We start from the raw sequence: 25,146 nt of genomic DNA, 5'->3' as shown, positions 1-25,146 counted from the left end.
CATGCTTCTATAATCATTTTTGGAGGAAATCGTGCAGTCTCCGGTACAGAAAGGGGTCGCCGCAGCCGCGGTTCTTACGATCCTATTAACAATCGCCGGCTGCGCCAGTACCGGAGGCGTCGCGCCGCAAGCAAGCGGAATCGAGCCCGCTTCGCTCGACGCGGGCAACGCGATCCGCGCCGCCAACGCGGACGCCCAATGGCCGGCCGTCGACTGGTGGCGCGCCTATAACGATCCGCAACTGAACCAGTCGATCGAAGAAGCGCAGGCGGGCAATCCGAGCCTCGCGGCCGCCCAGGCGCGCGTGCGCGAAGCCATGGCAATGGCGGGTGTCGCCCGTTCGGCGTTGTCGCCGCAAGTCAACGGCAGCCTGTCGATCCAGCGCCAGAAGTGGGCCGACAACCTCTACTACGGCCCGGGGCCGCTGGCCGGCGAGCAATCGTGGAACAACACCGGCACGCTCGGCCTGTCGTATCACCTCGACATCTGGGGCAAGGACAAGAACGCCGCCGAGCGCGCGCTCGACGCCGCCCACGCGAGCGCGGCGGATGCGCGCGCCGCCCAGCTCGAACTGGAAGGCAACGTGGTGCGCACGTACATCGAGATGTCGATGAACTATGCGCTGCTCGACATCGCCAAAGCCACCTTGCAGCAACAGCAGCAGATCGTGGATCTGGCCAACCGGCGTCTGAAAGGCGGCATTGGCACGCAACTCGAAGTGAGCCAGGCCGAAACGCCGCTGCCGGAATACGAACGCCAGATCGACGAAATCGAAGAAAAGATCGCGCTCGGGCGCAATCAGCTGGCCGCGCTGGCCGGCAAGGGTCCAGGCGCGGGCGATTCGATCCAGCGCCCGACGCTTTCGCTGAACGCGCCGGCCGGCCTGCCGAGCGCCTTGCCCGCGGATCTGATCGGCCATCGGCCGGACGTGGTCGCGGCGCGCTGGACGGTCGCGGCGCAAGCGCGCGGCATCGACGTGGCCAAAGCGGACTTCTATCCGGACATCAACCTGCTGGCGTCGATCGGCGGTTATGCGGCGATGGGGCCGCTGTTCCAGTTTCTGAAGAACCCGTCGCATAGCTGGAGCGCGGGGCCGGCGCTGTCGCTGCCGATCCTCGACGGCGGACGGCTGCGTTCGCAACTCGGTGCGGCGTCGGCGGGCTATGACGAAGCCGTCGATGGTTATAACCAGTCGATTGTCGGCGCGCTCAAGGATATATCCGATCAGGTGATCCGCATCCGCTCGCTCGCCACTCAGGCCGACGACGCCGACCGTTCGGTCGCGGCGGCCCGCAAGAACTACGACCTGTCACGCGAAGGTTACCGGCGCGGGCTGACCGATTACCTGAACGTGCTGATCGCGCAAAACCAGTTGCTGCGCGCGCAGGAAGGCGTCGCGAAGATTCAGGCCGAGCGGCTGGGCGCGCATGCGTCGCTGGTCACGGCGTTGGGCGGTGGTCTCGACGATCCGGCTAACGGTCCGCAGGCGAATGAGACGCTGCCGGCGCATGGGAAGGGCAAAGCTGCAGCGGCGGGTTTGAACGCTGGAGCCGCGCCCGCGAACGCGACGGCAAAAGCCGAGTCGGCTAGCCGCCTGGAGAAAGCCGCACCGGCCACCGCTGACACAGACCGCGCACGGAATGCCGGGCCGAGCGTCGTGAAACCGTCGCCCGCTGCTGCCAACGGTGCGAACGCTAGCGGAATGAGTGCGGCAGCGGCCACTTCTGTTCCGTCCACCGCTGCCCCGTCGGCCAAGTCGGGAAGCTGACCATGTCCGCCTCTTCTTCCGCCTCGCGCCCGGCGTCGTTCGCCGCGCTATACGCGGCCGCCGCCGACTGGGCGCGCAACGACGGCCTCACCTGGATCTACCTCTTCAAAGCGCTCGCCGCCTGCTTCCTCGCGCTCGGCGTCGCGATGAAGCTCGACCTGCCGCAGCCGCGCACCGCGATGACCACCGTGTTCATCGTGATGCAGCCGCAAAGCGGCATGGTGTTCGCGAAGAGCTTCTACCGGATCTGCGGCACGCTGGTCGGTCTCGTCGTGATGCTCGCGTTGATCGGGCTGTTCGCGCAGCAGCCGGAACTGTTTATCGTCACGACCGCGATCTGGGTCGGCATCTGCACCGCGGGCGCCGCGCGCAACCGCAATTTCCGGTCGTACGGTTTCGTGCTGGCCGGCTACACCGCCGCGCTGATCGGCATCCCCGCTTCGCAACATCCGGACGGCGCGTTTCTGAGCGCGCTCACGCGGGTGGCCGAAGTGGTGGTCGGCATCGTCTGCGCGGGCGCGGTGAGCGGCCTCGTGTTTCCGCAGTTCGCCGGCTTGCAGATGCGCAGCACCGTGCGCGCGCGTTTCTCGGCGTTCGTCGAGTATGTGTCGGCGTCGCTCGCCGGCCGCAACGACCGCGCGCAGATCGAAGCGACCAACGCGCGCTTTGTCGCCGACATCGTCGGTTTCGAAGCGGCCCGCAGCGTGGCCGTGTTCGAAGGCCCCGATTCGCGCATGCGCGGCGGCCGTCTCGCGCGTCTGAACAGCGAGTTCATGACCGCGTCGACGCGCTTTCACGCGTTGCATCAGTTGATGAACCGCTTGCGCAACACACACACGAGCGGCGCGGCCACCGCGATCGACGCACTCGAGCCGTACTTCAAGGAAATCGCCCCGCTGCTCGCGAAATCCGGCGAACCCGTGCTGAGTGCCGCCGACGCCGCGCACGCCGCCGCGCAGCTCGAAGCCTACAAAGCCGAGTTGCCCAAACGCGTGCGCGCGACACGCGCGCTGCTGGAAGCGTACCCCGAGACGCCGCTGCTCGACTTCGACACCGGCGCCGAACTGCTGTACCGCTTCATCGACGATTTGCATGCTTATGCCGCCACGTACGCGTCGCTCGCCGTCGATACGCACGAGCGCGAGCGCTGGATCGAACGTTACGAACCGAAGACGAACGCGCTTGCCGCGGGCGTCGCGGGCGTGCGCGCCGCCATCGTGATGATGGCGCTCGGCGCCTTCTGGATCGCGACCGCGTGGCCGAGCGGTTCGACCTTGACGCTGAATGCCGCGGCCATTTGCGCGCTGGCGTCGTCGTCGCCGAATCCGAAGCGCACCGCGTTCCAGATGGCGGCCGGCACGCTGGCCGCCACGGTGATGGGCATGATCGCGGTGTACGGCGTGTTTCCGCACATCGACGGCTTCCCGCTACTGTGCGCCGCGCTCACGCCGTTCCTGCTGCTCGGCGTGTTCATGACGACGCGGCCCGCGCTGGCCGGCTACGGTGTCGGCTACTGCATCTTCTTCTGTTTCCTGGCCGGCCCAGACAACGTGATTCACTACGACCCGAGCGCCTTCATGAACGATGCGCTGGCGCTGGTGCTGTCGATCCTGGTGTCGTCGATCGCGTTCGCGGTGTTGCTGCCGCCTTCGACGCCGTGGCTGCGTAACCGCCTGCTGGTGGATCTGCGGCGCCAGGTCGTGCTGGCGAGCCGCGCGGGCATGCGCCGGGTGCGTTCGCGCTTTGAAAGCGGCGCGCGCGATCTGATGTTCCAGATCAACGCGCTCGCGCAGAACGAACCCGAGCTCAAACGCGACACGTTGCGCTGGCTCTTCTCGGTGCTCGAAGTGGGCAACGCGATGATCGACTTGCGCCGCGAAATAGCGGCGCTGCCCGCCGACGCGCGCTACGCAAAGTCGATGCCGTGGCGCGTCGCGTTACGTGCGATGCGCGACGCGCTGGCCGCGCTATTCGAGCGGCCGCGTGAAGACCGCTTCGACCGCGCGCTTGCCGCGACCACCGACGCCATCGCCGCCGTTCAGCAGATGCTCGCCACCTTCACGCCGCCGCGTGAAGAGCGGCATCGACTGCAACGCATATTGAGTCAACTGCATTTCATTCGTACCGCGCTGCTCGATCCGCAATCGCCGCTTGAACCGCTGATGAGCGGACGTGCCGACGCGCCAGAAGGAGTTCGTCATGCCACGTGATATCGCCGTTTTCGACGCCTACGTGCCGGCCATCGTGCTGCTGTTCATCGCGGGCGCCGCGCTTACCTGGGTGTTGGACCGCGTGATCGCCTATACGGGCGTGTATCGCGTGGTGTGGCATCCGTCCTTGTTCCGGGCCAGCTTGCTCGTCTGTGTGTGCGGCGTGCTGGGTCTCGCCGTTTATCGTTGATCAGAGTCGAAACATGACCATCCGAAATATTGTGGGCTTCGTCGCGACAGCCGTTATTTTTATCGTCGCGATTTTGATTGGACGCGTTTTGTGGGTTCATTACATGGACGAACCGTGGACGCGCGATGGGCGCGTGCGCGCCGAAATCGTGAACGTCGCGCCCGATGTTTCTGGCGCGGTTGTCGATCTGCCTGTGAAGGACAATCAACTGGTGAAGAAAGGCGATCTGTTGATGCAGATCGATCCCTCGCACTATGAGATTGCGGTCGAGCAGGCGCAGGCTGCGGTGGCTGCGCGAAAGGCCGAGTTGCAGATGAAGCGCGATGATGCGCAGCGGCGGGCGGATATGGATGCTTTGGTTGTGTCCAAGGAGAGCCGTGAGAATGCAACGCATACGGCTTCGGCCGCGGAGGCTTCTTATCAGCAGGCTGTGGCTGCTCTGGATGCGGCTAAATTGAATCTTTCGAGGACGCGGGTTGTGTCGCCGGTTGATGGGTATGTCACTAACCTCAGCGTGTTTCGCGGGGATTATGCGACTGCCGGGGCGGCTAAGCTGGCTATTGTCGATAGTCACTCGTTCTGGGTTTATGGGTATTTTGAGGAAACCAAGCTTCCTCATGTGCGTATTGGTGATAAGGCCGAGGTTCGGCTGATGAGCGGTGGCACATTGCAAGGGCACGTCGAAAGTATTTCTCGCGGTATTTATGATCGGGATAATCCCGAAAGTCGTGAACTGCTCGCAGATGTGAATCCGACTTTCAACTGGGTGCGTCTCGCGCAGCGCGTTCCCGTGCGGGTGAGGATTGATTCCGTGCCGGATGACGTGGTGTTGGCCGCGGGGATTACTTGTACGGTTGTGGTGACGCCATCGGCTGGTAAGTCGAGCTGAGCGGTTTTGTCGTTGCGCGCATGACCGGCGGGATTTGCGGCATGGTGGCACGCCCTTGCCGACACGCGTATTACGGCTGAAATGAAGACACTCGACCGGTGCGCAAGAAAAAGTGGCTCGCCGGTCGCAGTGGCGCTAAGATGTGCGCGCCTTCATTGTCAGCCCTTCAATCGCGGGCCAGGCAAGTCGTTGAAGGCTTGATAAAAATGAAAACTCAGTCTCGTCGGCGACTTGCCTTAGGCCACTGCTGCGAAGCGTACGAAAGCGCGTGCATAAGCCCTGATGCCTTCGTGTGTTCGTGCTGTTACCGGCTGGGCTACTGAGCTCCTCACGGTTCGACTGTCGCCAATGCCGCTCCTCGACGGCCCGCGACTATTTGAAAGGGCAATATAAGAATGCAGAAAATGTCACGCGGGGTTTTCGTACTAGGTCTGTCCGTCGTGTTAAGTGCTTGCGGGGGCAGCGCGGGAACAACTTCTTCAGGCAATACCGAGAGCAGCGCCAATGCAGCGCCGACCACGCTGGCGGCGGGCGCCAGCCGGACCATGACAGCAAACATGTCAGTGCAGGTTCCCGCCGGCACGATTGTTTCGTCGCCAAACGGCGACGTCGTCACGATCGGCGGAACGTCGAATACCATCTACACACAGACTGGCGCGCAGGTCACTGTGCCCGCGAATGCAACGGGTCCGGCAAACAATCTCGTGACAACCGCGCAGGCAACGGGTAACGGCATTACCACCTCCGCCTTGACGGCTGTCAGCATGGCCGGCTCCCCCACAACAAACCTGTCCCCCGTCGATGGAACCGGCGAAGCCGCGGTTCTCTGGGGAGGCGGCCATCTCACCGTGAACGCTTCCGGCGACATCGTCCTCTCCGACCGGCTAGCCCTGCGGCGAGTCACGCAGTCCGGCGTGGTCACCACACTATCGTCCGCTGCCGAGTGGGACGGCGTCGCAATCGATGCCGCCGGCAACATCTACGGTTCAGGCAACACCACGCTTACTTCCACATCGCCGTTCACATTGGGCGGATCGCTCAGTGAACTCACGGCGTCGGGCGTCTACCAGCAACTATTCGCAAACTGGGCCACCGCCAGTTCCGGCCTCGTTGGCGGAGGCGGCCTCATTGGCGGAGGCGGCCTCGTCGCGGACAACAAAGGAAACCTGTTTCTTGCCGATGCCGCAAACAACCGCATCGTGAAGTTCAATCTGGCCGGCAACACGTGGACGGTTCTAGCCGGCAGCGGTACGAGTGGCAACGTTGACGGAGTGGGTAGCGCGGCGACATTCTCATTCAACGGAACGCCCGATCTTGCGATCGACAGCAGCGGTGACCTTTATGTAAAAAGTCTCGACGCGGTCCGCAAGATTGCGCCGGATGGCACCGTGACGACCGTGGCGAGCAAGCTGTCGAATGCCAGTAGTGCGATTGCGGTGGACAGCCAGGGCAACGTCTACGCCGCGGGCGTGCAAATCATCTACCGGATTGCGGCCAACGGCAGCATGGTGTCCTACCCATTCAGCAACTCGACCGACTTCATTACGTCCATGACCACCGACAGCGCCGGCAATCTGTATGCGGGCACGCGTGGCGTAGGTGCGCAGGTTTTCAAGATCACGTTCTGATTGTCTAAAAGGGTGGGCCGCGCGACGAAGGGCCGCGCGCGACCTTCCCTTACAACCTGAACTTCCCAACCATCGTCTTCAAACCCCGCGCCTGATCGTCCAACGACCTCGCAGCGGCCGTAGCCTCCTCCACCAATGCCGCATTCTGCTGCGTCCCGGAATCCATTTGCGTCACGGCGAGATTGATCTCCTCGATCCCGGCGCTCTGCTCGGAAGAAGCCGCCGAAATCTCGCCCATGATGTCGGTCACCCGCTTCACGGCTTTGACGACCTCATCCATAGTCTGTCCGGCGTCCTGAGCCAGGGTCGAGCCATTGCTCACGCGCTCCACCGACGTGCTGATCAACCCCTTGATCTCCTTCGCCGCCGCAGCACTGCGCTGAGCCAGATTGCGCACCTCAGCGGCCACGACTGAAAAACCACGCCCTTCCTCACCAGCCCGCGCCGCCTCAACCGCCGCATTCAAAGCAAGAATATTGGTCTGAAACGCGATCCCTTCGATCACGCCAATGATGTCGCCGATACTGCGCGCGCTATCGTTGATATCGTTCATCGTCGCGACCACGCGGCTCACCACGGCGCCGCCCTTCTCCGCGATCTCCGACGCGTTGTTGGCCAGCGTGCTCGCCTGCTTCGCGTTATCGGCGTTCTGGCGAACCGTCGAGGTCAACTGCTCCATGCTGCTAGCCGTGCGTTCGAGCGCCATCGCCTGCTGCTCGGTGCGCTGCGACAGGTCCAGGTTGCCCATCGAAATCTCACCCGACGCCGTCGCAATCGCGTCCGCGCTGGACGCGATATCGGCGACCGTCGTCGCGAGCCCGCTTTGCATGTCGTGCAGCGCGAACAGCATGCTCGACTTGTCCTTGCGACCCAGCGCGATCTCGACCGACAGATCACCCGCCGCGATCCGGCTGGCAATTTCCTTCGCATACGCCGGCTCGCCGCCGAGCTGGCCGGCAAGCCGCCGCACCACCCACTCGCTGATGCCGAACGCGAGCACGATCAGCCCGAGCGTCGCCACCGCGATCATCACGAACGACGAGTGGTAAATGAAGCCCGACGCCTCGATGGTCGCCTTCGCCGCCTTGCCGCGCTGCGCGACGAGTTCGTCGACCATTTTTTCCAGCTTGCCGGTTTCAACCAGCATCGACACGTCCTGCGTGCCGACCTGCCAGTTCATTTGCGATAAATCGAGCGGCTGCGCTTTCACGAGCGTCACGAAGTCGCGCAGATGTCCGCTCCACACCGTCACGGCAGCGGCGAATTTCTTCTGCTGATCGACGGCCTTCGCGTCGGACGTGTCGACGTACTGTTGCAGCGTGCCGAGTTGCGCGGCGAGACCGCTCAGGCCCGCCTCGATATCGGTGCCGAGTTCGTCGCGCTCTTTCGCGGTGGTCGCGGTGAGCAGCATTTTTTGCGCGCGGCTCGCGCGCAGCATGTGGCCGCGCGCTTCTTCCGCGGCGCGGCTGGCGACGTGCCCCTGATCGTAGATGGATTGGGTGGACGCGTTCAGACGGCTGATCTGGGTCAGCGAAAACACGCCGATCAATAGCGTGCCGATCAGCAGCACGGCAAACGCGAGGCGCAACATCGCCTTCACCGACAAACCCTTGAGCCTCACCGCCCGCGAGCGGCTGCTCTGGCCACGCGGCGGCTTGCCCGCCGCTTCTCCCTCCGGTACGAATCCCGCGCCCGTCTGGCTGCCCAGCGAAACTGCTTTCATATTCCCCGTCCCCACGTTTAGAACTGCCGGAAAGGTCGGTTCCGGCATTGCTTCTTATCTCTCCGGGTCTACGGCAAGAACGTCCGCGATCTTTAACGTCGCTCGCGAAATGCCGGCCGCTTTCGCCACATGTGTCGCCCGGTCCTCGACGCGCTGCTTTGTAAGCCGCGCGCCCGCGACCGTTTTATACACGGCCAAAAATCGCCGGTCGGGATATATCAGATGACTTGCCAGCCGCGCGTGGCCGTGGCAGCACGCATGCTCCCGGCACCGTCGAGGTGCGCGCGGTTCCCGGTTTCGGCGCAGCGTCTCTGGCCCTTATCAGCAGCGCATGTCTGATTCGCGACAAAACTTGTCCTTACAATTCGGTCAGGCCACATTAAACTTCGACAAATAGTTGACGACGCAAAATGCCGCGCCGAAATGCCGCAGCGCCGAAAACGTTGCTCGAATAGCGCCCGGCGGCTTCAGATCCCTCTTTCTTCTCTCTCATCTAGCGTATGGAAACGAGCCTCGATAAAAGCGCCCTCGCCGGCGCGCCAGCCGGAACGGGAACCGGCGCGGCCACTGCCGCGCAACCCGCCGCCAAAGTGCAGCGCACGGTGTACTCCGTGCTCGGCGCGATCAGCTTCTCGCACCTGCTCAACGACATGATCCAGTCGTTGATCCTGGCGATCTACCCGATGCTGAAAGACAACTTCTCGTTGTCGTTCGGTCAGATCGGCCTGATCACGCTGACTTACCAGATCACCGCGTCGCTGCTGCAGCCGCTCGTCGGCACTTATACGGACAAGCATCCGAAGCCCTATTCGCTGCCCGTCGGCATGGGCTTCACGCTCGCGGGTCTGCTGCTGATGTCGGTCGCGCCCAACTTCGGCGTGCTGCTGGTGGCGGCGGCGCTGGTCGGCTGCGGTTCGTCGGTGTTCCATCCGGAATCGTCGCGGGTCGCGCGCATGGCGTCGGGCGGCCGTCACGGGCTGGCGCAGTCGCTGTTTCAGGTGGGCGGCAATGCGGGTTCGTCGCTCGGGCCGCTGCTCGCCGCATTGATCGTGATTCCGCACGGCCAGCGCAGCATCGCGTGGTTCTCGGTGGCGGCGCTCGTCGCGATCGTCGTGCTGACGCAGATCGGCCGCTGGTACAAGCAGCATCCGTCGGTGAAGAAGGCGCGCAGCGTCGCCGGTCACGCCACGCTGTCGCGCAACAAGGTCATGTTCGCGATGGGCGTGCTGATCCTGCTGGTGTTCTCGAAGTATTTCTATCTCGCCAGCATCAACAGCTACTTCACGTTCTATCTGATCGACAAGTTCCATCTGCCGGTGCAGGCGGCGCAGGTCCATCTGTTCGTGTTCCTCGCGGCCGTCGCGGCGGGCACGATGATCGGCGGCCCGATCGGCGACAAGATCGGCCGCAAGTACGTGATCTGGGTGTCGATTCTCGGCGTGGCGCCGTTCACGCTGCTGCTGCCGTACGCCAACCTGTTCTGGACCGGCGTGCTGACGGTGATCATCGGCGTGGTGCTGGCTTCGGCGTTCTCGGCGATCCTCGTGTACGCGCAGGAGTTGATCCCCGGCAAGGTGGGCATGGTCGCGGGCCTCTTCTTCGGCTTTGCGTTCGGCTTGGGCGGGATCGGCGCGGCGGTCCTCGGGCAATTGGCCGATGCCACCAGCATCACGTACGTGTACAAGGTCTGCTCGTTCCTGCCGCTGATCGGCGTGTTGACGGTGTTCCTGCCGGATGTGGAAGGCAAGCGCGCAAAGGCGTGATGGCCGTGCGATCGCGGGTCTGATGAGAGAAAGGCGCTTCGGCGCCTTTTTCTTTGTCTTTGCGCGAACCTGGCGAGCGCGGCGTGTGCGGCTCATCGCCGCGCCGGACGGCGCCCCGCATCGCTCATGGTGAACCCGCGTTGTCCGCCGAGCCACGCCTGCTCTATGCTTGTGCGGACACACGCCCTGCTCTCGCGCCGCGTCACGCGGCCGCACGACCCGACATCCGTTCACTCACGCAGCAGAAGGATCGCCGCAGATGACAAGCTATCGCGACTTCCACCGCCGTTCGATCGAAGACCCCGAGGCATTCTGGCGCGACGAGGCGCGGCGCATCCATTGGCAAACGCCGTTCGACACCGTGCTCGACCGGTCGAATCCGCCGTTCGCGCGCTGGTTCGTCGGCGGCCGCACGAACCTGTGCCATAACGCGGTGGATCGTCATCTGGCTGAGCGCGCGCAGCAGAACGCGCTGGTGTATGTCTCGACGGAAACCGGCATCGAGCGCCGCTACACCTACGCCGAGCTTTACGGCGAGATCAATCGGATGGCCGCGGTCATGCGCTCGCTCGGCGTGAAGCGCGGCGACGTGGTGCTGCTCTATCTGCCGATGATCCCCGAGGCCCTGTTCGCGATGCTCGCCTGCGCGCGCCTCGGCGCGATTCACTCGGTGGTGTTCGGCGGCTTCGCGGCGCCGAATCTCGCGGCCCGCATTGACGACGCGAAGCCCGTGCTGATCGTCACCGCCGACGCCGGCGCGCGCGGCGGCAAGGTGATCGACTACACGCCGCTGATGGACGAAGCGCTCGCCCGCGCGAAGCACAAAACGCCGCACGTCTTGCTGATCGACCGGCAACTCGCGCCCGAGCGGCTCAACGCCAGTTATCTCGTCGCCTACGAACCACTGCGCGAACAGTTCTTCGACGCCCACGTGCCGTGCGAGTGGCTCGAATCGAACGAGCCGTCCTACGTGCTGTACACGTCGGGCACGACCGGCAAGCCGAAGGGCGTGCAACGCGACGTCGGCGGCTACGCGGTCGCGCTGGCGGCATCGATGGAACACATCTTTCAGGGCAAGGCGGGCGACGTGATGTTCACCGCGTCGGACGTGGGCTGGGTGGTCGGCCACAGCTATATCGTCTACGCGCCGCTGATCGCGGGTCTTACCACCGTCATGTACGAAGGCACGCCGATCCGTCCGGACGGCGGCATCTGGTGGCGCCTCGTCGCCCATCACCGGATCAATCTGATGTTCACCGCGCCGACCGCCTTACGCGTGCTGAAAAAGCAGGATCCGGCGCTGCTGAAGAAAGCCGATCTGTCGAGCCTGCGCGCGCTGTTCCTCGCCGGCGAACCGCTCGACGAGCCGACCGCCGCGTGGATCGCCGGCGCGCTCGGCAAGCCGGTGATCGACAACTACTGGCAGACCGAGACCGGCTGGCCGATGCTGGCGATCCCGCGCGGCGTCGAGGCGCTGCCCACCAAGCTCGGCTCGCCGGGCGTGCCGTCGGCCGGGTTCAATCTGACCTTGCGCAACGAACTGAGCGGCGAGCCCTGCCCGCCCGGCGAAAAGGGCGTGCTCACGCTGGACTATCCGCTGCCGCCGGGCTGCATGTCGACGGTATGGGGCGACGACAAGCGTTTCGTCAGCACGTACTGGTCGAGCATTCCGAACCAGCAGGTCTATTCGACCTTCGACTGGGGCGTGCAGGACAAGGACGGCTACGTGACGATCCTCGGCCGTACGGATGACGTGATCAATGTCGCCGGACACCGGCTCGGCACGCGCGAGATCGAGGAAGCGTTGTCGAGCCACACAGCCGTCGCGGAAGTGGCGGTGGTCGGCGTGACGGATCCGTTGAAGGGGCAGGCGGCGATGGCCTTCGTGGTGCTGCGTGACGCGCAGGCCTACGCGGACAAGAAGAAGCGCAGCAAGCTGGAAGCCGAACTCACGGCGACGGTGGATCGCCAGCTTGGTGCGATTGCGCGGCCGTCACGGGTCGTGGTGGTGTCGATGCTGCCGAAGACGCGCTCCGGCAAGCTGCTGCGCCGCGCGATCGCGGCGCTCGCGGAAGGACGCGAGCCAGGCGATCTGCCGACCATTGAAGATCCGGCGGCGTTGCAGCAGGTGCGCGAGGCGTTGAGTGACAGCGGGGAGAAGTAGTTTGCAAAGTGGCGGCGTGGCTAAAGCGCGTGTCGTAGTGAATGCGCCGACACGCGCCCCTCGACGCCGGCCGTCAGGCCGTCGAACTGCGCGCTTCTAGAAACCGCGTCAGAATCGCGTTCGAATACATCCCGGCGATGTCCGTGAGAAACGACACGAAAGACTCGGGCGCGTGATCGTCGGCGGTATCCGAGACGGTACGCACGACCGCGCACGGCACGCCGTACTCGTAGCAGACCTGCGCGATCGCCGCGCCTTCCATCTCCACGGCGAGCGCATCTGGCAATGCGTCGCGCAACGCCTGCACGCCCGCCGCGCTAGCCACGAACTGATCGCCGCTGATGATCAAACCGCGATGCACACGCGGCTCGCGCGTGCCGAAACGCGCCGCCGAAGCCACGCCCTCCTCCGTGACGAAGCGCTCACAGGCTGCGGCGAGCTGATCGGCGAGCGCCGCATCGGCGTCGAATCGCGAGATGCCCAGCAACGGCACCTCGAAACGCGGAAACAGCGGCGACGCGTCGAGATCGTGCTGCAGCAGCGCGTCGGCGACGACGATGTCACCCACCCGCACCTCGCTCCCCACACCGCCGGCCACACCGGTGAAGACGATCGCTTCCACGTCGAATGCATGGATCAGCGCGCTGACCGTGGCCGCCGCCGCGACCTTGCCGACGCGCGCCAGCGTCACGACGCACGGCGCGCCGTGGACGGTGCCGAGGTGATAGTCCCGCTGACCATGCGTGATGGTGCGCACGCCCGACTCGGCGCGCATCGCTTCGATCAGATCGCCGAGTTCTTGCGGTAATGCCGCCAGAATCCCGAGCGGCCGATGTGACACCGGCACGGCAGCATTCGCCCCGCTCATTCCACCGCCTGCAATTTAGCAACCGCCAACGCCAGCCACTTCTCGCCGTGCCGCTTGAATTTGACCTGCGCCTTCGCATCGGTGCCGCCGCCTTCCAGCGCGGTGATCGTGCCTTCGCCGAACTTGGTGTGGAACACTTGCTGGCCGACGCGGAAACCCGTTTCCGCCGCACGCTGTTCGTTCGCGAACGCGGGCAACGGCGCCGGCGTCGACGACGCGGCCCCCGTATAACCCGGCCGCGCGAACCAGTCGCGCCCATAACCCGCGTTGTCCGAACGGCCGCCCCAGCGCGCGCCCGCCTCGACCTTCGGCGTAAGCCACTTGAGCGTTTCCTGCGGCAGTTCGTCGAAGAAACGCGAGCGGATGTTGTAACGCGTCTGGCCGTGCAGCATGCGGCTTTGCGCGAACGACAGATACAGCCGCTCCTTGGCCCGCGTGATCGCCACGTACATCAGGCGGCGTTCCTCTTCCAGACCGTCTGACTCCATCGCGCTGTTTTCGTGCGGGAACAGCCCCTCTTCCAGACCGGTGATGAACACCGCCGTGAACTCGAGGCCCTTGGCGGCGTGCACCGTCATTAGTTGCACGGCTTCCTGGCCGGCTTGCGCCTGGTTGTCGCCCGCTTCGAGCGATGCGTGCGACAGGAAACCGGCGAGCGGCGTCATCGTGTCCGGGTTTTGCGCCGGATCGGCGATGCCGGGCGCGTCGAGCACGACGGTGTTCGGATCGTCGGTGGCGACGGCCAGTTCAGGCGCGGCGGTCGCACCCGGCCGCAGTGGAATGGAGCGCGCCGGCGTGTCCATGCCGTAGCCCTCTTCGCTGACGAACGCGGCGGCCGCGTTGACCAGTTCCTGCAAGTTTTCCAGCCGGTCCTGGCCTTCGCGCTCGTTCTGATAGAACTCCGCGAGACCGCTCGTGCGAACCACGTATTCGACGGTTTCCGGCAGGCTCATCTGCTGCGTTTCCGCGCGCATCTTGCCGATCAGGTTCGCGAAGCCCGCAAGGCTCGAACCCGCCTTGCCCGCCACATACGGAATCGCCGCGGCCATTGAACAGTTGTACAGACGCGCCGCGTCCGCGAGTTGCTCGATGGAGCGCGCGCCGATGCCACGCGTCGGGAAATTGACGACGCGGGCGAACGCGGTGTCGTCGTTCGGATTGTCGATCAGGCGCAGATAGGCGAGCGCGTGCTTGACTTCCTGGCGCTCGAAAAAGCGCAAGCCGCCGTACACGCGGTACGCGATGCCCGCGTTGACCAGCGTGTGTTCGATCGTGCGCGACTGCGCGTTGCTGCGGTAGAGAATCGCCACTTCGCTGCGCGACGTGCCGGTGCTGATCAGCGCCTTGATTTCCTCGACGATCCAGCCGGCTTCCTGCGAATCGGTCGCGGATTCATACACGCGAACCGGTTCACCGTGACCCGCGTCGGTCCGCAGATTCTTGCCCAGACGGCGCGAGTTGTTGGCGATGAGCTGATTGGCGGCGTCGAGAATATGGCCGTGCGAGCGGTAATTCTGCTCGAGTTTGATCAGATGGCGGACGCTGAACTCGTGCTCGAAGTCGCGCATATTGCCGACGTTCGCGCCGCGGAACGCGTAGATCGACTGGTCGTCGTCGCCGACGGCGAAAATCGAGTTGGTCTGCCCCGCCAGCAGTTTGAGCCACGCGTACTGCAGCTTGTTGGTGTCCTGGAACTCGTCGACCAGAATGTGCTTGAAGCGCGCCTGGTAGTGGGCGCGCAGCGGCGGATTGTGCGCGAGCAGTTCGTAGCAGCGCAGCAGCAGTTCCGGAAAGTCGACCACGCCTTCGCGCTGGCATTGCTGGTCGTAGGCTTCGTAGAGTTCGACGAATTTGCGGTTGAAGTTGTCGGTGGCGTCGACGTCTTTCGGCCGCAGGCCTTGTTCCTTCGCGTTGTTGATGAAGTACTGGAGATTTTTCGCCGGGTACTTTTCGTCGTCGATATTGAGGCCCTTCATCAGACGCTTGATCGCGGACAGCTGGTCGGCGGTATCGAGAATCTGGAAGGTGGCCGGCAAGCCCGCGTCGCGATGATGCGCGCGCAGCATGCGGTTACACAGACCGTGGAAGGTGCCGATCCACATGCCGCGCGTGTCGATCGGCAGGAGCGCCGACAAACGCGACATCATTTCGCGGGCCGCTTTGTTGGTGAAGGTCACCGCCAGAATCGTGGCGGGCGACGCCAGTCCATGCTGGATGAGCCACGCAATGCGCGTGATCAGAACGCGGGTCTTGCCGCTGCCCGCGCCGGCGAGAATGAGCGCGGGCTCGTTGGGGAGCGTGACGGCGGCGTGTTGTTCGGGGTTTAGATTGGCTAGCAGATCGGGCATTTTTTGGGAGGGGCGGCAGTTCGTTCGACATTATATGCCCCGGAGGGGGTAGGGTTTTTTGGGGCCGATAGACCATCATCGACTCAAGGAAAGGCCGACACCCCAAGAAAACCGCCGCCCGGGCAACCACGCTAAGCCTGCGGTAGAATTTGACCCTTCGGCGTCAAAACAGACGCCCAGTCCCCGAAGGTCGTCGTCGATGCAAATTCAGATTCACAAGGAAGTCGATGCACGCGGGCTCATGTGCCCGCTGCCCATTTTGCGCGCCAAGAAGGCGCTCGCCGACATGGAAAGCGGCCAGATTCTCAAGGTGCTCGCCACCGATCCAGGCTCACAGCGCGATTTCGCCGCGTTTGCCAAGCAAACCGGCAATGAAATCGTCGAGAGCTCCGCGCACGACAAGGTCTTCACCTTCCTGATGAGGCGTCGCTGAAGCCCGTGTCCTGATTCACGCTCCAACAAAAAAGGCGCTGTGCCCCGCGTTCGCGGGCACAGCGCCTCTTACTTCGGTTCAACGCTTCCGGAATGCTGGCGGCAGAAGCCCGCTCAACCTTCCAGCACCGGCGAACGAGTACGCAGATACTCTTCGAAATCGGCGGCCACTTCCGGGTGACGCAAGGCGAACTCGACTGTCGCCTTCAGATAACCCAGCTTGCTGCCGCAGTCGAAACGCGTGCCGTGATACTTGTACGCCAGCACCTGCTCGTCGGCCAGAAGCGACTGGATCGCGTCGGTCAGCTGCAATTCGCCGCCCGCGCCCGGCTTCAGCGCGCGCAGATGTTCGAAGATGCGCGGCTTCAGCACATACCGGCCGACCACGCCGAGATTCGACGGCGCCAAGCTCGGCTCCGGCTTTTCGACGATGCCCGACATCTTGATGATCGAGTCTTCCCACTCCTTGCCGTCGACAATGCCGTACGACTTGGTTTCCTGAGCCGGAATCTCTTCGACGCCGATCACCGAGCTGTGATAGTGGTCGAACACCTCGATCATCTGCGTCATGACGGGCGGCGTACCGTACAGCAAGTCATCCGCGAGGATGACGGCAAACGGATTGTCGCCCACCAGCTTTTCGGCGCACATCACCGCGTGGCCCAAGCCCAGCGCTTCCGGCTGACGCACGTAGAAGCAGTCCACATGGCTCGGCTTGATGCTGCGCACCAGTTCGAGCAGCTTGTCCTTGCCGCGCGCCTCGAGTTCCGCCTCGATTTCATATGACTTATCGAAGTGGTCCTCGATCGCGCGCTTGCTGCGGCCCGTGACGAAGATCATTTCGGTGATGCCGGCTGCCATTGCCTCTTCGACCGCGTACTGGATCAGTGGCTTGTCGACAATCGGGAGCATCTCTTTCGGGCTAGCCTTCGTGGCAGGGAGGAACCGGGTGCCAAGACCTGCTACCGGAAAAAACCGCCTTTGTAACTTTTAGCATGTGATTACCCTGAATCCTCTGGATTAGCTATCGGTCCTTGCCCGCCTCTTGGGGCGGACACGGAGCATGATCAGACCGGCAAGCGCGCCAGCTGGGCTTTCAGCTTGCCCACCGTCGCTTCGAATTCTGCCAGTCTTTTCTGCTCCTGCTCAACGACTGCCGGCGGTGCCTTTGCAACAAAACTTTCATTCTGCAATTTGCCGTTGCACTTGATGATTTCCGTGCTCAACCGTGCAATCTCCTTCGACAACCGCTCCCGCTCCACTGCCACGTCGATTTCGACCTTCAGCACGAGCTTGTCGTTCCCTACGATAGCAATTGGCGCGCCATCTGCCTGCGCGTCCAGGCTTGCCTCGTCGGCAATGATCTGAACTTCGGACAAACGGGCCAACGCCTGGGCGTACGGAGCAAACGTGCGCAGGCGCTCCGCATTGCCGGTAGCGAGCAACGGCACCTTGACCGCCGGCGACAGATTCATTTCGCCACGCAGATTCCGGCACGCATCGATCACCGCTTTCAGGTCGGCTGCCCACTGCTCCGCGTCTTCATCGATTTTCGACGGTTCGGCAACAGGGTAAGGCTGCACCATGATGGACGCTTCGCCCTCGGCTTTGCCCTCGGGATAACGCCCGGCCAGCGGCGCCACTTTTTGCCACAGCGCCTCGGTGATGAACGGAATCACCGGATGCGCCAGTCGCAGCACCGTCTCGAGCACGCGCAGCAGCGTGCGGCGTGTTGCGCGCTGCTGGTTCGGCTGACCCGTCTGGATCTGAACTTTCGCGAGTTCGAGATACCAGTCACAGTATTCGTCCCATACGAACTTGTATAGGGCGTTGGCCACATTGTCAAAACGATAATCGGCGAAACCCTTGGCGATTTCCGCTTCCACGCGCTGCAGACGTGAAACGATCCAGAAGTCGGCCTGCGAGAAATGTAGATGTCCGTCCGGACCGCATTCGCCACATTGTTCCGGCTTGCCGAAGCCGCAATCGTGGCCTTCGCAATTCATCAGCACGAAACGGGTGGCATTCCACAGCTTGTTGCAGAAGTTGCGGTAGCCTTCGCAGCGCGCCAGATCGAAGTTGACGTTGCGTCCGAGCGTGGCCATCGAGGCCATCGTGAAGCGCAATGCGTCGGTGCCGAACGCGGGGATGCCGTCGGGGAATTCCTTACGGGTTTTCTTTTCGATCGACGCGGCCTGTTTCGGATTCATCAGGCCGGTGGTGCGCTTGGCGACCAGCGCGTCGAGGCCGATGCCGTCGACGATATCGATCGGGTCGAGCGTATTGCCCTTGCTCTTCGACATCTTCTGGCCTTCGGCGTCGCGTACGAGTCCGTGCACGTACACCGTGTCGAACGGCACCTGGCCGGTGAAGTGCGTGGTCATCATGACCATCCGCGCGACCCAGAAGAAGATGATGTCGAAGCCGGTGACCAGCACCGACGACGGCAGGAAGTGCTTCAGTTCCTGCGTTTCATCCGGCCAGCCGAGCGACGAGAACGGCACCAGAGCAGACGAGAACCACGTGTCGAGCACGTCTTCGTCGCGCTTGAGCGCGCCCGTGTAGCCGGCCGCCGCGGCCTTGGCGCGCGCGTCCTCTTCGGTCTTCGCCACGAAGATTTCGCCGTTTTCGCCATACCACGCCGGGATCTGATGGCCCCACCAGAGCTGGCGCGAGATGCACCAGTCCTGAATGTTCTCGAGCCACTGGTAGTAGGTGGTGGTCCAGTTTTCCGGCACGAACTTGATTTCGCCGCTGCGAACCACGTCGAGCGCCGTTTCGGCGATCGATTTACCCGGATTGAAGGTGCCTTCCGGCGCCGGCTTGCTCATCGCGACGAACCATTGGTCCGTCAGCATCGGCTCGATCACGACGCCGGTACGGTCGCCGCGCGGCACCATCAGCTTGTGCGGCTTGACCGATTCGAGCACGCCGAGCGCTTCGAGGTCGGCCACCACCTGCTTGCGGGCTGCGAAGCGGTCGAGACCGCGGTATTTTTCCGGCGCGTTCTCGTTGATTTTGGCGTCGAGCGTGAGGATTTCGATTTGCGGCAGCTTGTGCCGCAGACCGACCTGATAGTCGTTGAAATCGTGCGCGGGCGTGACTTTGACGACGCCGGTGCCGAATTCGCGGTCGACGTAGTCGTCAGCGATGATCGGCACTTCGCGGCCCGACAGCGGCAGCGTGACCGTCTTGCCGATGAGGTGCGCGTAGCGCTCGTCTTCCGGGTGGACCATCACGGCGGTGTCGCCGAGCATGGTTTCCGGGCGCGTGGTGGCGACCGTCAGATGGCCCGAGCCATCCGTGAGCGGGTACTGGATGTGCCAGAGCGAGCCGTTTTCTTCTTCGCTGACCACTTCGAGGTCGGAGACGGCGGTGAGCAGCACCGGGTCCCAGTTCACGAGGCGCTTGCCGCGATAGATCAGGCCCTGTTCATACAGGCGTACGAAGACATCGCGCACGGCGGCCGACATTTTGTCGTCCATCGTGAAGTATTCGCGCGACCAGTCGATCGAGGCGCCCAAACGCCGCACCTGGTTCGTGATGGTCGAGCCGGATTCCTGCTTCCATTCCCAGACGCGTTCGACGAACTTTTCACGGCCGAGGTCATGGCGCGAGACGCCTTGCGCGTCCAGTTGGCGCTCGACGACGATCTGCGTGGCGATGCCCGCGTGGTCCGTGCCCGGCACCCACAGGGTGTTTTCACCGAGCATGCGGTGATAGCGGGTGAGGCCGTCCATGATCGTCTGGTTGAAGGCATGGCCCATGTGGAGGGTGCCCGTGACGTTCGGCGGCGGCAGCTGGATGGAGAAATCTTTCCGGTTTTCCTCGATGGAGGGCGTCGCGTAGGCGCGCTTTTCCCATTCGGGGCCCCAGTGGGCTTCGATGGTGTGGGGCTCGAAGCTTTTGGCAAGCGTGGAGGTGGTGTCGCTCGGGGTCTCGCTCATTGTGTCGGTTCGGCTGGTGAATGCTGGGAATGGTCGATTATAAGCGGCGCCTGGCGGTGGGGGATTTTTGGGGATTTGATCGGGTGGCTTTTTTGCCTGCGGCGCTTTGGTGGATGGGGCTTTTGGGGGTGGCCTTTTCTTGAGTTCCTGGTGGTCTATTAGCGTTGCCCCTGTGCGGGGCGGCACTCCCTTTCTTTGCCGCCGCAAAGAAAGGAAGCAAAGAAAGCGGCTTCACACCGCCAGCCTATAAGCGGGTCCCCCGGCTTGGAGGGGACAATGGTGCATCTGGAATCGGTCACCTCGCACATTCAGCGCTTGCGACAAGGCAGTCATACCTCCCGCTTCGCGCTTCGCGCTCGCCGGAACGGTCGGTCTGAAAACAAGTGGGTGCGTGGTGGGAGCCGTCGGCTTCGCCTCGGCGATGCCGCGAAACGGCCGGTGGGTTTAAGGCGCCACGGGAATGTCTTCCAGCGCGGGAAATGGCTCGGACGAAAAAAGGCCGCGAGCCGCGCCAGGTGGGGAAAAAAACGCCAACGTCTCGATGAAGGCTCGTCGAGCACGGAACGCAGACGGTCTGCTGAACGACGTCGAGCTCAAAACACAGTCGACTTGCTGAACGACCTCGACGGCGCGCGCAGCGCCGCCGGAAGTATGACGCCCTTGTCACAGCGCGGAATGTGCGAAAAGACCGATTCCAGATGCACCACTACCGTGGCTGCGCGAGGGCCCCGCTTACAAGCTGGCGGTGTGAAGCCGCTTTCTTTGCTTCCTTTCTTTGCGGCGGCAAAGAAAGGGAGTGCCGCCCCGCACAGGGGCTACGCCAATAGACCACAAAGAATTCAAGGAAAGGCCAAAACGCAAAGAACAACAGCCCAAACCTACAACGCAACCGCCTCCCCCTTCAACAAAGACTCCCGCAACGCAACCCCAATCCGCGTAGCCTCCAACGCATCAGCAAGCGTAGCCCCAGCCCGCGCAGCAGAAGAAGAACCGGTCCCCCCTGTACCGCCGCAACAAACGCCCTAGCCTCAAACAAAAACGCCTCCTCGAAACGATCAAAAAAATTCGCCGTACATTCATTCCGAATCCCGGTGGCATCATAAATCTCAACCCGATTGGCCCGCGGATTACGTCCAATAGCAAGCGCTCCAGCCGTGCCGATCACTTCGCTATGCGTGTCATTACCATGCGCCTGCGTCCGCGACGCATAAAACATGGCCAGCTTGCCGTCTTCGAACTCGCAGATCGCGACACCGTTATCGACATCGCCGAACTCACGCAAGCCTTCATGCATCGCGGCAACGCCCGCGGCGAACACGCGTTTTGCACGCGGCTTACCCAGCAGCCAGCGCGCCACATCGATATCGTGCACGGTGCAATCGAGAAAAATCCCGCCAGACGTCGCCGCGAAACGCACAAAAAAACCATCGCTATCGTTCTGATCCGCGGTCTGCGAGCGCACAAGAAACGGCCGGCCGATCTTGCCGGCTTCGATCTTGTCGAACGCGTCCTTGTAACTCGGATCGAAGCGCCGCATGAAACCGATGGTCGCCTGCAAATGCGGATAGCGCGCGGCCTCGGCCAGCACCCTCTCGCACTCGGCGAGATCCAGCGACAAAGGCTTCTCGCAGAACACATGCTTGCCGGCCCGCAACGCGTCGACGATCTGCTGCGCGTGCAACGAAGACGGCGTGACGAGCCAGACCGCATCCACCTCGCGATCAGCCAGCAACTCTGCGTAATCCTCGTACAGTCGCGGCGCAGGCAACGCTTCCCGCGCCCACGCCCGCTCCTCCTCCACCGGACTGCAAGCCGCCACGAGCGACGCACCCGGCACGCGATACGCGAGATTCTCCGCGTGCCGCTTGCCGAGCCGCCCGAGGCCGACTACGCCCACACGAACCCGCGCCGCGGCGGCCGCCATCACGACGCCTCGCCGAGTTTGATCGCACGGCCCTCGCGCCACGAGCGCGTCGCCGCTTCGGCGAGTTCAAGCGCTTTCAAGCCGTCGGCGACGGTCGTGCGCACCGGTTTGCCATGTGTCACCGCATCGAAGAAATGCGCGATTTCATGCGCGTAAGCCGCGCGGTAACGTTCGAGGAAAAACGCTTCCGGCACGTCGCTCGACACTTCGGTTTTCGAATACGCCGTGACTTCCGTGGGCCGCACATTGCCCGCCTGCAGCATGCCGGTGCTGCCCAGCACTTCGAAGCGTTGGTCGTAACCGTATGCGGCGCGCCGTGCGGTATTGATCTGGCACAGGCGGCCGCGCTTCGTGCGGATCGTCACCGCGGTCGAATCGATATCGCCCGCGTCGGCGATCGCCGGGTCGCTCAGACAACTGCCGGTGGCGTGCAGCGTGTCGGCCTCGTCGTCGAGAATCCAGCGGAAGATGTCGAAATCGTGAATCAGCATGTCCTTGAAAATGCCGCCGGAATGCTTGATGTACTCGACCGGCGGCGCCCCCGGATCGCGGCTCGTCACCACCAGCATTTCCGGCGTGCCGATTTCGCCAGCGTCGAGCCGCGCTTTCAACGCCGAGAACGTCGGATCGAAGCGCCGCTGAAAACCGATCATGCACACCACGCCCGCGCGCTCCACCGCTGCCGCGCAAGCCCGCGCGCGCTCCAGCGTCAGATCGACCGGCTTCTCGCAGAACACATGCTTCTTCTGCGCGGCGGATTGCATGATCAGATCGGCATGCGTGTCGGTGCTCGAACAGATCACCGTTGCGCCGATCGACGCATCGCCCATCGCGCCGTCGATATCCGCGACCTGCGCGCCGTGCTCGGCGGCGAGCGCCGCGGCGGCCTCACGATTCACGTCGACCACGTACTTGAGCCGCACGCCCGGCTGCCGCGCAAGATTCGCCGCATGAATCTTGCCGATGCGCCCCGCGCCGAACACCGCGACGTCGATCGTCTTTGCCGCCTGATTTGCCCCATCAGTCATCGTATCCTCCAGTGTCTTTGGATTCTTCAACATTCAATTCGAGCTTGTACGCGAGCGCGATGAACAACGCCTGGCACAAACAGATCGTGCTGGTCAGCGAGCGAAACGCGAACGCGCTGCCCTCTTTCACATACAGTTGCGTGGTTGCATAACGCGCGAGCGGAGATAGTTGGCTATCCGTAATAACCAGCGTCCTGGCCTGGTGATGATGCGCGACCCGCAAGCAATACTGCGTCTCTTTACCATAGGGCGCGAAGCTGATCGCGATCACCACGTCGCCCTTTTTCACACTGCGAATCTGTTCGCGATACATGCCGCCGAAACCGGACACCAGGTGCACGCGCTTAGGCGTGTGCTGCAGCGCGTAGACGATATAGCTCGCCACCGGAAACGAGCGCCGCACGCCGATCACGTAGATGTTGTCGGCCTGCTGCAGCATCTTCACGGCGGCGTCGAACTCCTTGTCGTCGAGCCCCGCCTCCAGTTCTTCGAGACCGCCGCGCGAGGCCGCGATGAACTCGCGCGCCACCGAGCCGCCGGACAGCGCGCCCGGCTTCTCGTCGATCAGCTTGCGAATGCGCTGCTGATAGCTCGGCGACGAACTGCCCTGACCCGTGTAAGCCTGCCGAAACACCGCCTGCAGATCGGAGAAACCGGAAAAACCGAAGCGCTGCGCAAAACGCACCACGGCGGACGGATGCACGCCGCAACTCGCGGCGATGTCGCTGGTGCGATCCACCATCACGCTGGAGCGATGCTGCTCGATATAGGTCGCGACATTCTTCAACTGACGCGGCAACGCGTCGTAGTTTTCCGCGATGCGCTGCATCAATTCTTCGACGCTAGGCAATTCCTCGGTGCTCTCTTCCGCCATGGCTTTCTCTCGGGTGCTTTATTGCAGTGCCGCAGACGCTCCGAACGCCCGCCGCACGGCCTCCTGACGCTGCCGATTATAGGCAGGCGCCCTGTCAAATGGAACGTATTTTCTATTTTTATTTGTAATGAAATTTTCATTGCAACGACTTGGAAGATCGCCTAATCTTGGTCGTGAGCGATGGTGCTTTGGTGGCAACACCCGGGTTGGCCAGACGCTCCCTTCAAAAACGACATACCGAGAAAGGTGGAGACAATGAGACTTTGCAAGGGCAAGGCTACGCTCAGGATTCTGGTGACGGCACTGACGTTGGCGACGGGATTCGGCGCGGCCTCGGCCGCCCGCGCGGCTGACGCTCACTTCGTGCTGATCAGCCACGCGCCGGATTCGGATTCGTGGTGGAACACCATCAAGAACGCCATCAAACAGGCCGACGAGGACTTCAACGTCGAGACCGACTACCGCAATCCGCCGAACGGCGACATCGCCGACATGTCGCGTCTGATCGAGCAGGCGGCCGCGCGCAACTACGACGGCGTGATCGTCACCATCGCCGATTTCGACGTGCTGAAAAGCTCGATCAACAAGGTGACCGCGAAGAAGATTCCGCTCGTCACGATCAATTCGGGCACGGAGGAACAGAGCGCGCAGCTCGGCGCGATCATGCATGTGGGTCAACCCGAATACGTCGCGGGCAAAGCGGCCGGCGAGAAAGCCAAGGCCGCGGGCGTGAAGTCGTTCCTGTGCGTGAACCACATCGCCACCAATACGGTGTCGTTCGACCGTTGCCGTGGTTTCGCCGAAGCGCTCGGCGTCGACTACAAGGCTTCCACTATCGACTCCGGCCAGGATCCGACCGAGATTCAATCGAAGGTCAGCGCGTATTTGCGCAACCACCCGAACACCGGCGCGATCCTGACGCTCGGACCGACCCCGGCTTCGGCCACGCTGAAAGCGGTCACGCAAATGGGTCTGGCGGGCAAGATCTACTTCTGCACGTTCGACTTCTCCGACGACATCGCCAAGGCGATCCAGAACGGCACGATCCAGTTCGCCATCGACCAGCAGCCGTACCTGCAGGGCTACATCCCCGTGGCGGTGCTGGCGATCGTGAAGAAAGAGCACACCACCGACCCCGCGAAGATCCGCCAGATTCTCGAAGCCAATCCGAAGTTCAAGGAACGGCTCGCAACCTATGGCCTCGCACCCTCTTATGGGCCGAAGAACATTCGCTCGGGCCCGGGTTTCATCACTAAGGAAAACCTCGACAAGGTTATCAAGTACGCAGGTCAGTACCGCTGATTCTTTACGCTAGTTAGTCACGCGCACGGCGGGCACCGCTTCGATACAGGCGGGCCGCCCGCCGCCACCGCGCATTTCACCGGCTGTT

The 25,146-nt window shown here is 63.2% G+C and carries 15 protein-coding genes and 2 pseudogenes; 9 read left to right on the top strand and 8 right to left on the bottom strand.

All coding sequences use genetic code 11. The features are described 5' to 3' along the window. Positions 1-31: 31 nt before the first annotated feature. The 5 genes from B0G74_RS03585 to B0G74_RS03565 all read left to right on the top strand — a co-directional run bounded on the left by B0G74_RS03585 (position 32) and on the right by B0G74_RS03565 (position 6,685). Positions 32-1,768: an efflux transporter outer membrane subunit gene (locus tag B0G74_RS03585; RefSeq protein WP_132373678.1), complete on the top strand. Its 1,737-nt coding sequence runs from the start codon at positions 32-34 to the stop codon at positions 1,766-1,768. Positions 1,769-1,770: 2 nt separating this feature from the next. Beyond that, entirely contained in the window at positions 1,771-3,978 is a 2,208-nt protein-coding gene (locus B0G74_RS03580; RefSeq protein WP_132373677.1) for an FUSC family protein, read from the top strand. Continuing rightward, the gene (locus B0G74_RS03575; RefSeq protein WP_012433767.1) at positions 3,968-4,168 is read left to right on the top strand and encodes a DUF1656 domain-containing protein; all 201 of its coding nucleotides are present in this window, start codon (positions 3,968-3,970) and stop codon (positions 4,166-4,168) included. Before B0G74_RS03580 ends, B0G74_RS03575 begins: the two co-directional genes overlap by 11 nt. Positions 4,169-4,181: 13 nt before the next feature. After that, on the top strand, positions 4,182-5,057 hold the full coding sequence (locus tag B0G74_RS03570; protein ID WP_132373676.1) for an HlyD family secretion protein: 876 nt from the start codon (positions 4,182-4,184) through the stop codon (positions 5,055-5,057). A gap of 557 nt (positions 5,058-5,614) precedes the next feature. Continuing rightward, a complete protein-coding gene (locus B0G74_RS03565) occupies positions 5,615-6,685 on the top strand; it encodes a hypothetical protein (RefSeq protein ID WP_132373675.1) in 1,071 nt (356 codons plus the stop codon). Positions 6,686-6,734: 49 nt separating this feature from the next. Here B0G74_RS03565 and B0G74_RS03560 read toward each other — a convergent pair whose 3' ends face one another. Continuing rightward, positions 6,735-8,408 carry a methyl-accepting chemotaxis protein gene (locus B0G74_RS03560; protein WP_132373674.1) on the bottom strand — a complete coding sequence of 558 codons (1,674 nt, stop codon included), beginning with the start codon at positions 8,406-8,408 and terminating at the stop codon, positions 6,735-6,737. A 500-nt stretch (positions 8,409-8,908) separates the two neighbouring features. Between B0G74_RS03560 and B0G74_RS03555 the strand changes: the two genes are divergently transcribed. Next, positions 8,909-10,171 carry an MFS transporter gene (locus B0G74_RS03555; protein WP_132373673.1) on the top strand — a complete coding sequence of 421 codons (1,263 nt, stop codon included), beginning with the start codon at positions 8,909-8,911 and terminating at the stop codon, positions 10,169-10,171. A 259-nt stretch (positions 10,172-10,430) separates the two neighbouring features. Beyond that, positions 10,431-12,335: a propionate--CoA ligase gene (locus B0G74_RS03550; RefSeq protein ID WP_132373672.1), complete on the top strand. Its 1,905-nt coding sequence runs from the start codon at positions 10,431-10,433 to the stop codon at positions 12,333-12,335. A gap of 73 nt (positions 12,336-12,408) precedes the next feature. Here B0G74_RS03550 and B0G74_RS03545 read toward each other — a convergent pair whose 3' ends face one another. Both B0G74_RS03545 and B0G74_RS03540 read right to left on the bottom strand, forming a co-directional pair. Then, positions 12,409-13,203, bottom strand: coding sequence for a 5'-methylthioadenosine/adenosylhomocysteine nucleosidase (locus tag B0G74_RS03545; protein WP_132373671.1), 795 nt, complete (start codon positions 13,201-13,203; stop codon positions 12,409-12,411). Further along, entirely contained in the window at positions 13,200-15,551 is a 2,352-nt protein-coding gene (locus B0G74_RS03540; protein ID WP_132373670.1) for a UvrD-helicase domain-containing protein, read from the bottom strand. Before B0G74_RS03540 ends, B0G74_RS03545 begins: the two co-directional genes overlap by 4 nt. 205 nt (positions 15,552-15,756) lie before the next feature. Here B0G74_RS03540 and B0G74_RS03535 point away from each other — a divergent pair, with 205 nt between their 5' ends. Continuing rightward, positions 15,757-15,984, top strand: a complete 228-nt coding sequence (locus B0G74_RS03535; RefSeq protein WP_026225937.1) for a sulfurtransferase TusA family protein — start codon at positions 15,757-15,759, stop codon at positions 15,982-15,984. 113 nt (positions 15,985-16,097) lie between these two features. Here B0G74_RS03535 and galU read toward each other — a convergent pair. The 5 genes and pseudogenes from galU to B0G74_RS03505 form a co-directional block, all read right to left on the bottom strand. Continuing rightward, a pseudogene (gene galU, locus B0G74_RS03530) lies at positions 16,098-16,980 on the bottom strand (UTP--glucose-1-phosphate uridylyltransferase GalU). A gap of 70 nt (positions 16,981-17,050) precedes the next feature. After that, a complete protein-coding gene (locus B0G74_RS03525) occupies positions 17,051-19,930 on the bottom strand; it encodes a valine--tRNA ligase (RefSeq protein ID WP_132373669.1) in 2,880 nt (959 codons plus the stop codon). Between the two features lie 878 nt (positions 19,931-20,808). Beyond that, positions 20,809-21,854 (bottom strand): annotated as a pseudogene (locus tag B0G74_RS03515) (Gfo/Idh/MocA family oxidoreductase). Next, positions 21,854-22,882 carry an inositol 2-dehydrogenase gene (gene iolG, locus B0G74_RS03510; RefSeq protein ID WP_132373668.1) on the bottom strand — a complete coding sequence of 343 codons (1,029 nt, stop codon included), beginning with the start codon at positions 22,880-22,882 and terminating at the stop codon, positions 21,854-21,856. The pseudogene B0G74_RS03515 and the gene iolG overlap by 1 nt, the downstream one beginning before the upstream one ends. After that, positions 22,875-23,756 carry a MurR/RpiR family transcriptional regulator gene (locus B0G74_RS03505; RefSeq protein ID WP_132373667.1) on the bottom strand — a complete coding sequence of 294 codons (882 nt, stop codon included), beginning with the start codon at positions 23,754-23,756 and terminating at the stop codon, positions 22,875-22,877. Before B0G74_RS03505 ends, iolG begins: the two co-directional genes overlap by 8 nt. Before the next feature lie 255 nt (positions 23,757-24,011). On the opposite strand from B0G74_RS03505, the gene B0G74_RS03495 reads away from it, so the two are divergent. Then, positions 24,012-25,058, top strand: a complete 1,047-nt coding sequence (locus B0G74_RS03495; protein ID WP_106283663.1) for a sugar ABC transporter substrate-binding protein — start codon at positions 24,012-24,014, stop codon at positions 25,056-25,058. Positions 25,059-25,146 lie beyond the last annotated feature (88 nt).

The sequence above is a fragment of the Paraburkholderia sp. BL9I2N2 genome, assembly GCF_004339745.1.
In the GTDB taxonomy this organism is placed as follows: Bacteria; Pseudomonadota; Gammaproteobacteria; order Burkholderiales; family Burkholderiaceae; genus Paraburkholderia.
Note: the sequence above shows the minus strand (reverse complement) of the source record. Positions and strands in the feature narration are given on the sequence as shown.

Excerpts from the sequence above, each read along its gene's own strand:
- B0G74_RS03560 (WP_132373674.1), bottom strand. The coding sequence starts at position 8,408 with ATGAAAGCAGTTTCGCTGGGCAGCCAGACGGGCGCGGGATTCGTACCG.
- iolG (WP_132373668.1), bottom strand. The coding sequence starts at position 22,882 with ATGACTGATGGGGCAAATCAGGCGGCAAAGACGATCGACGTCGCGGTG.
- B0G74_RS03495 (WP_106283663.1), top strand. The coding sequence starts at position 24,012 with ATGAGACTTTGCAAGGGCAAGGCTACGCTCAGGATTCTGGTGACGGCA.
- B0G74_RS03525 (WP_132373669.1), bottom strand. The coding sequence starts at position 19,930 with ATGAGCGAGACCCCGAGCGACACCACCTCCACGCTTGCCAAAAGCTTC.
- B0G74_RS03575 (WP_012433767.1), top strand. The coding sequence starts at position 3,968 with ATGCCACGTGATATCGCCGTTTTCGACGCCTACGTGCCGGCCATCGTG.
- B0G74_RS03505 (WP_132373667.1), bottom strand. The coding sequence starts at position 23,756 with ATGGCGGAAGAGAGCACCGAGGAATTGCCTAGCGTCGAAGAATTGATG.
- B0G74_RS03545 (WP_132373671.1), bottom strand. The coding sequence starts at position 13,203 with ATGAGCGGGGCGAATGCTGCCGTGCCGGTGTCACATCGGCCGCTCGGG.
- B0G74_RS03540 (WP_132373670.1), bottom strand. The coding sequence starts at position 15,551 with ATGCCCGATCTGCTAGCCAATCTAAACCCCGAACAACACGCCGCCGTC.
- B0G74_RS03580 (WP_132373677.1), top strand. The coding sequence starts at position 1,771 with ATGTCCGCCTCTTCTTCCGCCTCGCGCCCGGCGTCGTTCGCCGCGCTA.
- B0G74_RS03565 (WP_132373675.1), top strand. The coding sequence starts at position 5,615 with ATGTCAGTGCAGGTTCCCGCCGGCACGATTGTTTCGTCGCCAAACGGC.
- B0G74_RS03570 (WP_132373676.1), top strand. The coding sequence starts at position 4,182 with ATGACCATCCGAAATATTGTGGGCTTCGTCGCGACAGCCGTTATTTTT.
- B0G74_RS03555 (WP_132373673.1), top strand. The coding sequence starts at position 8,909 with ATGGAAACGAGCCTCGATAAAAGCGCCCTCGCCGGCGCGCCAGCCGGA.
- B0G74_RS03550 (WP_132373672.1), top strand. The coding sequence starts at position 10,431 with ATGACAAGCTATCGCGACTTCCACCGCCGTTCGATCGAAGACCCCGAG.